Below are 12,813 nucleotides of genomic sequence, written 5' to 3'. Positions count from 1 at the left end.
CATGCCACGTGGACGCCACCGCCATTCGCCGCCCCTCCACAGAATCCTGCCGCCTTCCGTGGTGGCGGGAGTGTCGGTCGCCGGTGCCGCAGGCGCCTGGCTGCTGGCCGAACCCCTGGTCCTGCGCGGCCTGGTGGCCGCCGTGGCGGCCGCCGCCGTGACCGGCGCGTATCTGATGCGCAGCTGGGACCGGGCGGCGGGGCTGCGGGTCGCCGAGCTGACCCGGGCCCGTGCCAGTGACGAATGGCGGGCCGAGGAGCGGATAGCCGAGCTGGAGCAGGATCTGGAGGAGTCGCGTGAGCTGCGCACCCGTCTGGAGACCAAGCTCCGCCGCAAGCGCGTGGAGCTCGCGGGGCTGCGCGGCGAGCACGCCGGACTGCTGCGCCGTTACGCCAACGCCGAGACCGAGCGGGCCAGCGCGCTGGAGGGCCGCAGGCAGCTCGCCATCGAGGCCGCGGCGCCCAAGGAGCTGCTGCCCGCGCGGTCCACGCCGACCCCCGAGTCGTACCGCCGCGCGGACGAGGCCCTGAAGAACCTCACGCGCAACGCGGCGCTCCAGGAGACCCGTCGGACGGTGGAGGCGGTCCGGCAGCGGCAGCTGGCCGTCGGGGACCGGAACCGGAAGCGGGACACGGAGGCGGAGGGCCCGCAGGGGAAGCACGCGGCGGCCACCGGGGCGGGCGCGCACTCGGACCACCAGCACCGCCGCCCCGCGACCACCCAGCCCGCCCCGGCCACCGAAGCCGACGCCCTTCCGCCGGCGAAGACCCCGGCCACCGAAGCCGCCGCTCTTCCGAGCGCGAAGACCCCGGCCTCCATCGCGCCGGTGCGGGTGCCGCGCGCGATCGCGGCGGCCTCGGCCGTCGTCCCGTACGCCGCGCGCCGCCAGCCGGTCCCGCAGGGCAACTTCGACTTCTTCGGCACCCAGAACGCCCAGAAGGCGAACGCCGCGATCGAGTCCGTGCAGAACGAGGACCTCGCGGACGTCGTCGGCGAGGAGGCGCTCGCCGCCCACCGCACGGGAGCGGTGCCGAACCAGGCCGTCGGCAAGGTCATCGACCTCACCGCGCACGACGAGACCGAGCAGATCGACGTGGCACAGCTGCGCGGCGCGGTCTCCTGAGCCCGGCCCCGCCCGCCACGTCGCGCGCTACTTGTCGATGTCCCCGACGACGAAGAACAGCGAGCCCAGGATCGCCACCATGTCGGCGACCAGGGTGCCCGGCAACAGCTCGGTGAGCGCCTGGATGTTGTTGAACGAGGCGGAGCGCAGCTTCAGCCGGTAGGGCGTCTTCTCGCCCTTGGACACCAGGTAGTAGCCGTTGACGCCGAGCGGGTTCTCCGTCCAGGCGTAGGTGTGGCCCTCGGGGGCCTTGAGCACCTTGGGCAGCCGCTGGTTGATCGGCCCGGGCGCCAGGTGGGCCATCCGGTCCAGGCAGGCGTCGGCCAGGTCCAGGGCGTTGAGGGTCTGCTCCAGCAGGCACTCGAAGCGGGCCAGGCAGTCGCCCTCGGTCCGGGTGACGACCGTCAGGGTGTCCTGGAGCTCCCCGTACGCGAGGTACGGCTCGTCGCGCCGCAGATCGAAGTCGACGCCCGAGGCGCGGGCGATCGGCCCCGACACCCCGTACGCGTGCACCGCCGCGGCGGACAGCACGCCCACGTCGCGCGTACGGCCCCGGAAGATCTCGTTGCCGAGGACGAGGTTCTCGTACACGTCCATGCGGGAGCGGACGGAGGCGACGGCGTCCCGGACCCGCCCGGCCCAGCCCGCCGGGACGTCCTCCTTCAGGCCCCCCACCCGGTTGAACATGTAGTGCATCCGGCCGCCGGAGACCTCCTCCATCACCGCCTGGAGCTCCTCGCGCTCCCGGAAGGCGTGGAAGACCGGGGTGATGCCGCCGAGTTCGAGGGGGTAGGAGCCGAGGAACATCAGGTGGTTGAGGACCCGGTTCAGCTCGGCGAGCAGCGTCCGCGTCCACACGGCGCGCTCGGGAACCTCCATGCCGAGCATCCGCTCGACGGCCATCACGACGCCCAGCTCGTTGGAGAACGCGGAGAGCCAGTCGTGGCGGTTGGCGAGCATGACGATCTGCCGGTAGTCGCGCGCCTCGAAGAGCTTCTCCGCGCCCCGGTGCATATAGCCGATGACCGGCTCCGCGTGCTGGACGCGCTCGCCGTCCAGCACGATCCGCAGCCGGAGGACCCCGTGCGTCGAGGGGTGCTGGGGACCGATGTTGAGCACCATGTCGGTGCTCTCCGCCGCTCCGCCGATGCCGATCGTCGTCTCCGTCATGCGGGACAGTATTCCCTGCGGCCGTGGACCGTTCCCCGCGCCCGCCGTACGAGGGCGGTCACCCGGGTTCCGGCAGCCCCACCCGGTGCAGCAGCCAGCCGAAGTCGCCGAGGCCGCCGCGGGCGGTCAGCTCCGCCGCCTCGCCCGCCGCCGCCAGCGCCCGTACGTAGCCCGCCGGGTCGGTGGCGGCCAGGCCCAGCGGCGGCCGACCGCCGTCGACGCCCAGGCGGCGCAGCGCCGCCCGCTGGTCGGTCAGTTCGGTGCTCGCGCGCGGTACGGCCGACGACACCGCCGCCGCGCAGGCGTCCAGCGCCACATGGGCCGTCAGGTCGCAGGAGCCGTCCGGCACCGGACGCGTCTCGCGCCCGTCCCGGAAGCCGGTCAGCGTCCCGAAGGGCGGCCGGGCGTCCCGTACGTGCGCGTAGTCCACCGCCACCGCGAGACCGGCGGTCAGCGAACCGGCCGCGGCCGCCCACGCCTCGTCCCGGGAGCGCCCGATCTCCGCCCGCTCGCCCGGCGCGGACAGCGGCCACCAGCGCTCCAGCCACGCCGCGTCCGCCCCGGTCACCGCGGCGCCGAGCCGCTCGGCTCCGTCCGGGGCGCGTACCTGGACGTACCGGGGGACGCCGTCCGCGTCCGCCTCCGCCACCGCCGCCGGAACGTTGTCCAGCCACTCGTTGGCGAACAGCAGCCCGGTGGTTCCGGAGGGCAGCTCCGCGCACCACTCGATCCGGGGGTCCAGGCCCGGCGGCCGGGCGGCGACCTCGACGGCGTACGGGGTCACCTCCAGCCCCTCCGGCAGCGCGGCCAGCACTCCGGTCAACAGCTCGCCGCGCCCCGCCCCGACGTCGACCAGCGCGACCGTGCCGGTCTCCAGCTCCCGTGCGATTCCGGTCAGCAGCCGGGCCACCGCCGCCGCGAAAAGGGGCGAGGCGTGGACCGACGTACGGAAGTGGCCGACGGGCCCCTCCGGGCTCCGCAGCGGGCTGCGATAAAAGCCCTCATGTCCGTACAGAGCGGCCTGAGCCGCCTCCTGCCACCCACGCCACTCGTCCGTCACATGGGCAAGTCTCCACCTTGGGGAGTACGGTCCCCGTACCTGGATCGACCCTCCGGTTGACCCGGGCACCGATCCGCTGTCCCTACGCTGGGTTACGTGCAGCGCCTCTACGATTTCATCCGCAGACACCCGACGGGCGTCGACGTCTTCTGGGCCGTCTTCCTCCTCGGGCTCTCCGGCGTGTCGATGGTGTCGGGCATGTACGACGCGGGGCGCGAGGAGATCGTCGCCGTTCCGGTGGCGCTGGGGCTCTCCACGGTCGTGGCGCTGCGCCGCAGGGCCCCGGAGAAGATGCTGCTGCTCGCCATCCTGGTGGGCGTCGTGCAGCTGGTGTTCAACGTACGGCCGGGCATCGGGAACTTCGCGATGCTGGTGATCACGTACACCGTGGCCACGGTCGGCGAGCGCTGGGCGTCCCGGCTCGCGCTGATCTGCAGCCTGAGCGCGGCGGCCCTGTCCCAGCTGCGGTGGGAGGCCGAGCCCGGCGGTTCCTGGGCCCAGGTGATCTTCGTGACGGTGATCATGACCGTGCCGTTCGTGCTGGCCTGGGTGCTCGGGGACTCGCTGCGGACCCGGCGCGCCTACTTCGACCAGCTGGAGGAGCGCGCCGCCCGCCTGGAGCGGGAACGCGAGGCGCAGTCCAAGGTCGCCGTCGCCGCCGAGCGGGCCCGGATCGCCCGCGAACTGCACGACGTCGTCGCGCACAACGTGTCCGTGATGGTCGTCCAGGCCGACGGCGCCGCCTATGTCATGGACGCCGCCCCCGACCAGGCCAAGCAGGCCCTGGAGACCATCTCCAGCACCGGCCGCCAGGCGCTCGCCGAGATGCGCCGGCTGCTCGGGGTGCTGCGCACCGGCGATGCTCCGGAGAGCGGCGAGTACGTTCCCCAGCCCGACGTCGAGCAGATCGAGGACCTGGTCGCGCAGGTGCGGCAGACCGGCCTGGAGGTCGACTTCAAGGTCGAGGGCACCCCCCGCCCGCTGCCCAGCGGCGTGGAGCTGACCGCGTACCGCGTGGTGCAGGAAGCCCTGACGAACACCCGCAAGCACGGCGGGCCCGACGCCGGGGCCAGCGTCCGGCTGGTCTACTTCGACGACGGCCTGGGGCTGCTGATCGAGGACGACGGCCGGGGCGCGGCGCACGAGCTGTACGAGGACGGCGGCGCGGACGGCGCCGGGCACGGGATGATCGGGATGCGGGAGCGGGTCGGCATGGTCGGAGGCACCCTGGACGCGGGGCCCCGGCCCGGCGGCGGCTTCCGGATCAGCGCGCTGCTGCCGCTCAAGCCCCCGGGCTGACGGGGCCTTCCACGGCGACGGCCGGAGCGACGACGGCCACCACAACGGCGCACGACCGACTGACCGACCGAACGACCGACTGATCGACCGACTGACCGACCGACCTCAGGACAGGACACGTTCCCATGACCATGGCCATCCGCGTGATGCTCGTCGACGACCAGGTGCTGCTGCGGACCGGCTTCCGGATGGTGCTCGCCGCCCAGCCCGACATGGAAGTCGTGGCCGAGGCCGGGGACGGGGCCGAGGCGATCGAGATGCTGCGGTCCACCGCCGTCGACGTGGTCCTGATGGACGTCCGTATGCCCCGGCTGGACGGCGTCGAGGCGACCAGCCGTATCTGCGCGCAGCAGAACCCGCCGAAGGTGCTCATCCTGACCACCTTCGACCTCGACGAGTACGCCTTCTCCGGGCTCAAGGCCGGGGCCAGCGGCTTCATGCTCAAGGACGTGCCGCCCGCCGAACTGCTCGCCGCGATCCGCTCGGTGCACAGCGGCGACGCGGTCGTCGCCCCGTCCACCACCCGCCGGCTGCTCGACCGCTTCTCGCCGATGCTGCCCAGCAGCGACAAGGAGCCGAAGAACAAGCACATCGGCAAGCTCACGGAGCGCGAACGGGAAGTCATGCTCCTGGTCGCCCAGGGCCTGTCGAACGGCGAGATCGCGGCCCGGCTGGTGCTCTCCGAGGCGACGGTCAAGACGCACGTCGGCCGCATCCTCACCAAGCTGAACCTCCGCGACCGGGTCCAGGTCGTCGTCCTCGCCTACGAGACCGGCCTGGTCCGGGCCGGCGGCGGCGCGGGCTGACAGCGGGGGAGGCAGGCCGTGGGCACGCTGCTGTGGATCAACGGGCCGTTCGGCGGCGGCAAGACGCAGACGGCGTACGAGCTGCACCGGCGGCTCCCCGGCAGTGTGGTCTGCGACCCCGAGCACATCGGTTTCGGGCTGCACCGGACGCTGCCGCCGCGGCTGCGCGGCGACTTCCAGGATCTGGCGTCCTGGCGCTCCGGGGTCCGTGAGGTGCTCGGCCTCGCCCTGGAGCGGCACCCGGGGCCGGTGATCGTGCCGATGACGCTGGTCGACCCGGGGTATTTCGCCGAGATCGTCGGAGGGCTGCGCGAGGACGGCCACACCGTCCACCACAGCGCCCTCCTCGCGGAGCGCGCCACCGTTCTGCGGCGGCTGCGCGAACGCGGTCTCGTACGCGGGCTGAAGCGGGAGAGCTTCGCCGTGAGCCGGCTGGACGACTGCCTGGAGCGGCTCGCGCGCCCGGAGTTCGCTTCTCACATCCGTACGGACCGGGTGACGGTTCCCCGGGTGGCGGACCTGGTGGCCGGGGCCGCGGGCCTGACGCCCGTGCCGGACACGGACGGCCGGCTGCGGCACCGGCTGCGGCGGACCTGGACGGGCGTGCGGCACATCCGCTTCGACTGAGGCGGGCGCCGCCGGCAGCGGGCCGGCTCAGCGCAGGACGCCCTCCAGGAAGTCGCTGCCGAGCCGGGCCACGACCGTCAGGTCCAGCTGGTGCAGGACGTAACGGCCCCGGCGGCGCGTCGTGACCAGGCCCGCCTTCTTGAGCACCGAGAGGTGACGGGAGACCTCGGGTGAGGTGATGCCGTTGGATTCGGCCAGCTCACCGGTGGTGTACGGGGAGCGGGCCAGATTGCGGCAGAGCCGCATCCGCATCGGGTGGGCCAGGGCCTCCATCCGGCGCTGGAGCTGTTCCACGGTGGCGGGCGACGGCAGGTCGGGCAGGTGGACCGGGTAGTGGATCACCGGCCGCCAGCCCGGGGCGTGCAGCACCATCAGATGCGGCCAGCCGAAGCTGGTCGGGACGAACGTCAGGCCCGGGCCGACGCCCGGGTCGACGGCGGTGGTCCGGCCCTCGGACAGCTTGTCGATGCTGATCCGGCCCGCGTCCTCGTCCAGCGTCACGGCGGCGGACACCGCGCCGACCGCTTCGGCCAGCCCCTTGCGGCGCAGCAGCTCCGTCTTGTGCCGGGCGTCGGCGACCAGCTGCACGGAGGCCCGGCGCCAGGTGTCGGCGAAGAACGCCTGGTCGCAGTCCTCGAAGAGCCGCCGGATCCAGCCGCGTACGGAGACGGGGTCGGCCAGCAGCCGCCGGGTGAACTCCACCTGCTGCGGGCCGCGCGCCGCCGCCAGCTCCAGGGCGCGGGCGCGCATGGCCGTGTCGCTCAGCGGTGACGGCGCCCCGGCCCCGTAGTGGGTGGCGCAGGTGAACTCCAGGGCCGCGGCGACGAACCGCTCGTCGTCCATCCGGTCCAGCAGATCCAGGTCCTCGGCGAGCGTCGCCCCGGTCCTGCCGTCGCCGCCCCGGAGCCCGGAGAACGGCATGAACACATCGGAGAAGGTGTTCCGCCAGAGGAACTCCGCCTCCAGCATCCGGTCCGCGAGGTCGGCCTCCAGGCCCGCCGCGGTCGCGGTGGCCCAGCCGTGCAGCCCCGGGTGGTGGCCGGGCTCGGAGAGCGCGTGCAGGGCGAGGCCGAGCTCGGCCAGCGGGGAGGTCGCGAAAACGACGCGGTCGGCGGGCAGTCCCGCGATGTCTATGTGCACGCTCACCTCTCCATAGTGGGGGTACGCGCACGGGGCGTCGTGCCATTTGACGGGGGCCGTCAATCCGCGCGCGGCACCGCCGTGACCTGCGCAGGCTGTCCGCATGACCGCTCTCCAGCAGCACCTGCTCGACACCTACCGCACGGCCCGCCTGTCCCGGCCCGCACCCCCGCCCCCGGGCCGCCACGACGTCACGGCCCTGCGCAACCTGTACCGGCGCCTCCGCCCCACCACCTCCGGCACCCCATCAAGCCCGCCCGGCACCACATCCAGCCCGTCCGGCGTTTGAGGACGGAACCCTGGGCCAGGTGGCCGCCCACTGGACAGGTCCCGGCACCCCATCCAGCCCGTCCGGCGCTTGAGGACGGACCCCTGACGCCGGAGGGCCGGCACCGGACAAGGTCCTCCGGCCCCGGGGGTCGCCCCTAGGGCAAGGCCCCCTGCCCCAGGTACCCCACGAACCCCGCCACCGCCCCCCGCACATCCTCCGCCGACCACTCCAGCCCCGCCCCGCCCACCGTCACCTCCGTGACCGAGACCCCGGGCGGCAGCCCCGACCCCGGCGCCCCCGCGAACCACCGCCGGAACAGCGTCACCCCGGTCTCCTCGGCCTGCCGCACCGACGCCTCGTCCAGCACCTCCGTCCCGTACGGCAGCCAGACCTGGAACTGATGCGTGTGCGGCGGCTCCGGACGCACCCGGAACCACGGCACCCCCGACGCCGCGAACCCCTCCGCCAGCGCCCCGGCCACCACCTTCGTGTGCGCCACGTACGACGGCAGCCGGGGCAGCTCCCGCTCCAGGCCCAGCAGCGCGGACAGCGCCGCCGGGTACTGCTGGAAGACCTGGCCCCCGTACCGGTGACGCCACACCCGCGCCTCCTCCACCAGCGTCGAAGGCCCCGCCAGCGCCGCCCCGGACAGCCCGTCCAGCGACTTGTAGAACGACACGTACACGCTGTCCGCGAGCGCCGCGATCTCCGACAACTCCCGCCCGAAGTGCGGACCGCACTCCCACAGCCGCGCCCCGTCGAAGTGGACCACCGCGTCCCGCTCCCGGGCCGCCTCCACCACCGCCGTCAGCTCCTCCCAGGACGGCAGGACGAACCCGGCGTCCCGCAGCGGCAGCTCCAGCATCAGCGTGCCGAACGGCTCCGGGAACTCCCGGACCTCGTCCGCGCTCGGCAGCCTCGGCTCCGACGTCGGATGCACCGTGCGCAGCCCGCTCACCACCCCCAGCGCCCCGCCCTCGTGCAGCTCCGGATGGGACAGCGGATGCAGCGCCACCGTCGCGTTCCCCGTACGCCCCGCCCAGCACCGCAGCGCGACCTGCTGCGCCATCGTCCCGGTCGGGAAGAACGCCGCCTCCTCCATCCCGAGCAGCCCGGCCACCCGCCGCTCCAGATCGGCGACGACCCCGCCGCCGTACACATCGGTCCAGTCCTCCGGATCGTGTACGGACGCGGCGCCGGCCGCGAGCGCCGCCAGCCGCTCGCCCAGCGTCCCGTCCGCGCCCACCCGGGCCAGCACCCGCCGCGACTCCCGCCACGCGGTCAGCCTGCGCCGCCGCTGCTCCTGCTCATCCATCGTCGCCATGGGACGATCATCACCCGGACCTCCGACAGCGCGCCCACGGAATTCCGTCCCGTCCGGAAAGTTATCCACAGGCTGTGGGCAGGGGCGGGGCTTCCCCGAAACGCTGGCGTAGCATGCAGAGAAATCGTCCGGTACCCCCCGCGGACTGGAACGGAAGGCCGTCGCCGCGTGAACGCATCAGTTTCGAAGGAACCCCTCGACGCGAGGGACCGCCCCGCCCGGCTCACGGTCGGCGTCGTCGGCGCGGGCCGGGTCGGGCCCGCCCTCGCCGCCGCGCTCCAGCTCGCCGGGCACCGCCCGGTCGCCGTGTCCGGAGTCTCCGACGCCTCCCGGCGCCGCGCCGCCGAGCTGCTCCCCGACGTGCCGCTGGTGGAGCCCGCCGAGGTGCTGGCCCGCGCCGAGCTGGTGCTGCTCACCGTCCCCGACGATGTGCTGCCCACGCTGGTCGAGGGCCTCGTCGAGACCGGCGCCGTACGGCCGGGACAGCTGCTCGTCCACACCTCCGGGCGGTACGGGGCGAAGGTGCTGGACCCCGCGCTGCGGGCCGGGGCCCTGCCGCTCGCGCTGCACCCCGCGATGACGTTCACCGGCACCGCGGTCGACGTCCAGCGGCTCGCCGGCTGCTCCTTCGGCGTCACCGCCCCCGAGGAGCTGCGGCTGGCCGCCGAGGCGCTCGTCATCGAGATGGGCGGCGAGCCCGAGTGGATCGCCGAGGAGTCCCGCCCGCTCTACCACGCGGCCCTCGCGCTCGGCGCGAACCACCTGGTCACCCTGGTCGCCCAGTCGATGGAGCTGCTGACCAAGGCCGGGGTCACCGCCCCCGACCGGATGCTCGGCCCGCTGCTCGGCGCGGCCCTGGACAACGCCCTGCGCTCCGGCGACGCCGCGCTGACCGGCCCGGTCGCCCGCGGGGACGCGGGCACGGTCGCCGCCCACATCGCCGAGCTGCGCGCGCACGCCCCGCAGGCGGTGGCCGGATATGTCGCGATGGCCCGCGCCACGGCCGATCGCGCGCTCGCCCACGGCCTGCTCAAGGCCGAGCTGGCCGAGGACCTCCTCGTCGTCCTGGCCGACCAGGAGCGCCGCCCCGGCGGCCCCGGACCGGGGGAGACCCGATGACGACGACCACCAGCGGGACCAGCACCGGCCGGGCGGCCCACAGCTGTACGGGAGCGGGGGTGACCCGATGACACGCACGATGCGGACCACCCTCCTGCGCACCGCCGCCGAGCTCGACGCGCTGCCCCGCCCCGCCGGGGCCGAGCGGGCCGTCGTCATGACGATGGGCGCGCTCCACGACGGCCACGCCGCCCTGATCCGCGCCGCCCGTGCGGCGGCCGGCCCGGACGGCCAGGTCGTGGTCACCGTCTTCGTGAATCCGCTGCAGTTCGGTGAGGCCGCCGACCTGGACCGCTATCCGCGCACCCTGGACGCCGACCTGGAGATCGCCGCGGCGGCGGGGGCCGACGCGGTCTTCGCCCCCGGCGCGGACGAGGTCTACCCCGGCGGCGAGCCCCAGGTCCGGATCACCGCCGGACCCATGGGCGAGCGCCTCGAAGGCGCGGCCCGGCCCGGGCACTTCGACGGGATGCTCACCGTCGTCGCCAAGCTCCTCCACCTCACCCGCCCCGACGAGGCGTTCTACGGGCAGAAGGACGCCCAGCAGCTGGCCCTGATCCGCCGGATGGTCCGCGACCTGAATTTCGGCGTCCGGATCACCGGCGTCCCCACCGTCCGCGACGCGGACGGCCTGGCGCTCTCCAGCCGTAACCGCTTCCTCTCCGCCGAGGAGCGGCACACCGCGCTCGCGCTGCCCCGCGCGCTGTTCGCGGCCCGCGACCGGCTCGCCGCCCAGCAGGCCCTGCACGAGCGGGCCCGGGCCACCGCGCCCGGCGGCGACCGGGCCGCCGGGCTCAACAGGCTGGGCGAGGCCCGGGCCGCCGCCGACGCCCAGGCCGTGGCGCTGGCCCGGCCCAACGGGGCGCCCGCCGCCGTCCGCGCCGCCGCCCGGACCGTGCTGGAGGAGGCCGCGGCCCGGGGCCGGTCGCCCCTCGACGTGGACTACCTGGCCCTGGTGGACCCGGCGGACTTCACCGAGATCCCGGACGACCGCGAGAGCGGGGAGGCGATCCTCGTCGTCGCCGCCCGGGTCGGGGACACCCGCCTCATCGACAACCTGCCCCTCACCTTCGGAGCCCTCTCGTGACCGGTATACGGCTGACCGCCCCCGCCCCCGGCTGGGCCATCGACGCGGACGTCGTGGTGGTCGGCTCCGGTGTCGCCGGACTCACCGCCGCCCTGCGCTGCGCCGCCGCCGGTCTGGACACCGTCGTCGTCACCAAGGCCCGGCTCGACGACGGCTCGACCCGCTGGGCCCAGGGCGGTATCGCCGCGGCCCTCGGCGAGGGCGACACCCCCGAGCAGCACCTCGACGACACGCTCGTCGCGGGTGCGGGCCTCTGCGACGAGGAGGCCGTGCGCACCCTGGTCACCGAGGGCCCCGACGCCGTACGCCGGCTGATCGGCACCGGCGCGCACTTCGACACCACCGACAGCGGCGACATCGCGCTGACCCGCGAGGGCGGCCACCACCGCCGCCGCATCGCCCACGCGGGCGGTGACGCGACCGGCGCGGAGATCTCCCGCGCGCTGGTCGGGGCGGTCCGCGAGGCCGCCCTGCACACCATCGAGAACGCCCTGGTCCTGGACCTGCTCACGGACGCCGAAGGCCGTACGGCGGGTGTCTCGCTGCATGTCATGGGCGAGGGCCAGCACGACGGTGTCGGCGCGGTCCGGGCCCCCTCGGTGGTCCTCGCCACCGGCGGCATGGGCCAGGTCTTCTCCGCCACCACCAACCCCTCCGTCTCCACCGGCGACGGCGTGGCGCTGGCGCTGCGGGCCGGGGCGGAGGTCTCCGACCTGGAGTTCGTCCAGTTCCACCCGACCGTGCTCTTCCTCGGCGCGGACTCCGAGGGCCAGCAGCCGCTGGTCTCCGAAGCCGTACGGGGCGAGGGCGCGCATCTCGTCGACGCCGGCGGCGTCCGGTTCATGGTCGGACAGCACGAGCTGGCCGAGCTGGCCCCGCGCGACATCGTCGCCAAGGGCATCACGCGCCGGATGCACGAGAAGGGCGCCGAGCACATGTATCTGGACGCCCGGCACTTCGGGGCGCGGATGTGGGAGCAGCGCTTCCCCACCATCCTGGCCGCCTGCCGGGCCCACGGCATCGACCCGGTGACCGAGCCGGTCCCGGTCGCCCCGGCCGCGCACTACGCCTCCGGCGGCGTCCGCACCGATCTGCGCGGCCGCACCACCGTCCCCGGGCTGTACGCCTGCGGCGAGGTAGCCTGCACCGGGGTGCACGGGGCCAACCGCCTAGCGTCCAACTCCCTCCTGGAGGGCCTGGTCTTCGCCGAGCGCATCGCCGCCGACATCGACGAGGCCCGCCCGCCCCGCACCGAACCGGCCGACGCCCCCGGTGACGCGGGCGCCCCCGTCCCGCTGCTGTCCCCCGAGGCCCGTACGGCGATCCAGCGCACGATGAGCCGGGGTGCCGGAGTGCTGCGCTCCGCCGACAGCCTGGCCACCGCCGCCGATGAGCTGGAGGCCCTGCACCGCGAGGCCGCCGCCGACGTGGACGGGTCCAAGGCCGTCGTGCCCGGGGTCGACGCCTGGGAGGTCACCAATCTGCTCCTGGTCTCCCGGGTCCTGGTCGCCGCCGCCCGGCAACGCGAGGAGACCCGCGGCTGCCACTGGCGCGAGGACCGGCCCGACCGCGACGACGCCCACGGCCGCCGCCACCTGGTCGTCCGCATCGCACCGGACCGCACCCCGGTCGTCCACCGCACGGAGACCGCCGCATTCCCGCCCGTACGTCCGTCGGATTGAGCAGACTGCTGGAAGCAGCCGCTCCGCCACACCCGCGGAGCAGCACCGGCACCACACGCAGCACCGGCAAGACATGCAGCACCAGCCCCACCCGCACCACCCGCC

At 74.4% G+C, this 12,813-nt stretch carries 12 protein-coding genes; 8 read left to right on the top strand and 4 right to left on the bottom strand.

All coding sequences use genetic code 11. From position 1 onward, the window contains the following. Position 1 precedes the first annotated feature (1 nt). Positions 2-1,123 (top strand): hypothetical protein, encoded by a 1,122-nt coding sequence (locus KV381_RS15825; protein ID WP_167396311.1) that lies wholly within the window; start codon positions 2-4, stop codon positions 1,121-1,123. A 27-nt stretch (positions 1,124-1,150) separates the two neighbouring features. On the opposite strand, the gene KV381_RS15820 is transcribed toward KV381_RS15825, so the two are convergent. Beyond that, entirely contained in the window at positions 1,151-2,293 is a 1,143-nt protein-coding gene (locus KV381_RS15820; protein WP_030087915.1) for an NADH-quinone oxidoreductase subunit D, read from the bottom strand. Positions 2,294-2,351: 58 nt separating this feature from the next. Next, positions 2,352-3,353, bottom strand: a complete 1,002-nt coding sequence (locus KV381_RS15815; RefSeq protein WP_218785431.1) for an SAM-dependent methyltransferase — start codon at positions 3,351-3,353, stop codon at positions 2,352-2,354. Positions 3,354-3,449: 96 nt separating this feature from the next. Between KV381_RS15815 and KV381_RS15810 the strand changes: the two genes are divergently transcribed. The 3 genes from KV381_RS15810 (at position 3,450) to KV381_RS15800 (ending at position 6,085) form a co-directional block, all read left to right on the top strand. Continuing rightward, positions 3,450-4,652 carry a sensor histidine kinase gene (locus KV381_RS15810; protein WP_030087910.1) on the top strand — a complete coding sequence of 401 codons (1,203 nt, stop codon included), beginning with the start codon at positions 3,450-3,452 and terminating at the stop codon, positions 4,650-4,652. A gap of 131 nt (positions 4,653-4,783) precedes the next feature. Next, positions 4,784-5,458 (top strand): response regulator transcription factor, encoded by a 675-nt coding sequence (locus KV381_RS15805; protein ID WP_030625788.1) that lies wholly within the window; start codon positions 4,784-4,786, stop codon positions 5,456-5,458. A gap of 18 nt (positions 5,459-5,476) precedes the next feature. Beyond that, positions 5,477-6,085 carry an AAA family ATPase gene (locus KV381_RS15800; RefSeq protein ID WP_256995073.1) on the top strand — a complete coding sequence of 203 codons (609 nt, stop codon included), beginning with the start codon at positions 5,477-5,479 and terminating at the stop codon, positions 6,083-6,085. Positions 6,086-6,112: 27 nt separating this feature from the next. On the opposite strand, the gene KV381_RS15795 is transcribed toward KV381_RS15800, so the two are convergent. Further along, complete coding sequence (locus tag KV381_RS15795) at positions 6,113-7,225, bottom strand: DUF5937 family protein (RefSeq protein WP_030087904.1); 1,113 nt, start codon at positions 7,223-7,225, stop codon at positions 6,113-6,115. A 103-nt stretch (positions 7,226-7,328) separates the two neighbouring features. Between KV381_RS15795 and KV381_RS15790 the strand changes: the two genes are divergently transcribed. Then, positions 7,329-7,514: a hypothetical protein gene (locus KV381_RS15790; RefSeq protein ID WP_230543867.1), complete on the top strand. Its 186-nt coding sequence runs from the start codon at positions 7,329-7,331 to the stop codon at positions 7,512-7,514. Positions 7,515-7,650: 136 nt separating this feature from the next. Here the strand turns inward: KV381_RS15790 and KV381_RS15785 are convergent, their stop codons facing one another. Continuing rightward, complete coding sequence (locus KV381_RS15785; protein WP_218785430.1) at positions 7,651-8,820, bottom strand: low specificity L-threonine aldolase; 1,170 nt, start codon at positions 8,818-8,820, stop codon at positions 7,651-7,653. Between the two features lie 168 nt (positions 8,821-8,988). Between KV381_RS15785 and KV381_RS15780 the strand changes: the two genes are divergently transcribed. The 3 genes from KV381_RS15780 (at position 8,989) to KV381_RS15770 (ending at position 12,708) form a co-directional block, all read left to right on the top strand. Next, positions 8,989-9,939, top strand: coding sequence for a Rossmann-like and DUF2520 domain-containing protein (locus KV381_RS15780; RefSeq protein WP_030087900.1), 951 nt, complete (start codon positions 8,989-8,991; stop codon positions 9,937-9,939). A 67-nt stretch (positions 9,940-10,006) separates the two neighbouring features. Further along, positions 10,007-11,026: a pantoate--beta-alanine ligase gene (panC, locus tag KV381_RS15775; protein WP_218785429.1), complete on the top strand. Its 1,020-nt coding sequence runs from the start codon at positions 10,007-10,009 to the stop codon at positions 11,024-11,026. Next, a complete protein-coding gene (locus KV381_RS15770; protein ID WP_218785428.1) occupies positions 11,023-12,708 on the top strand; it encodes an L-aspartate oxidase in 1,686 nt (561 codons plus the stop codon). The genes panC and KV381_RS15770 overlap by 4 nt, the downstream gene beginning before the upstream one ends. Positions 12,709-12,813: the final 105 nt, after the last annotated feature.

The sequence above is a fragment of the Streptomyces sp. WY228 genome (assembly GCF_019287315.1).
GTDB lineage: Bacteria > Actinomycetota > Actinomycetes > Streptomycetales > Streptomycetaceae > Streptomyces > Streptomyces caviscabies.
The sequence above is the reverse complement of the archived record's forward strand: the minus strand, read 5'-3'. Positions and strand labels throughout refer to the sequence as shown.

Bases quoted from the DNA above. Each gene is read 5' to 3' on its own strand.
- KV381_RS15825 (WP_167396311.1), top strand. From the start codon at position 2: ATGCCACGTGGACGCCACCGCCATTCGCCGCCCCTCCACAGAATCCTG.
- KV381_RS15820 (WP_030087915.1), bottom strand. From the start codon at position 2,293: ATGACGGAGACGACGATCGGCATCGGCGGAGCGGCGGAGAGCACCGAC.
- KV381_RS15805 (WP_030625788.1), top strand. From the start codon at position 4,784: ATGGCCATCCGCGTGATGCTCGTCGACGACCAGGTGCTGCTGCGGACC.
- KV381_RS15790 (WP_230543867.1), top strand. From the start codon at position 7,329: ATGACCGCTCTCCAGCAGCACCTGCTCGACACCTACCGCACGGCCCGC.
- KV381_RS15785 (WP_218785430.1), bottom strand. From the start codon at position 8,820: ATGGCGACGATGGATGAGCAGGAGCAGCGGCGGCGCAGGCTGACCGCG.
- panC (WP_218785429.1), top strand. From the start codon at position 10,007: ATGACACGCACGATGCGGACCACCCTCCTGCGCACCGCCGCCGAGCTC.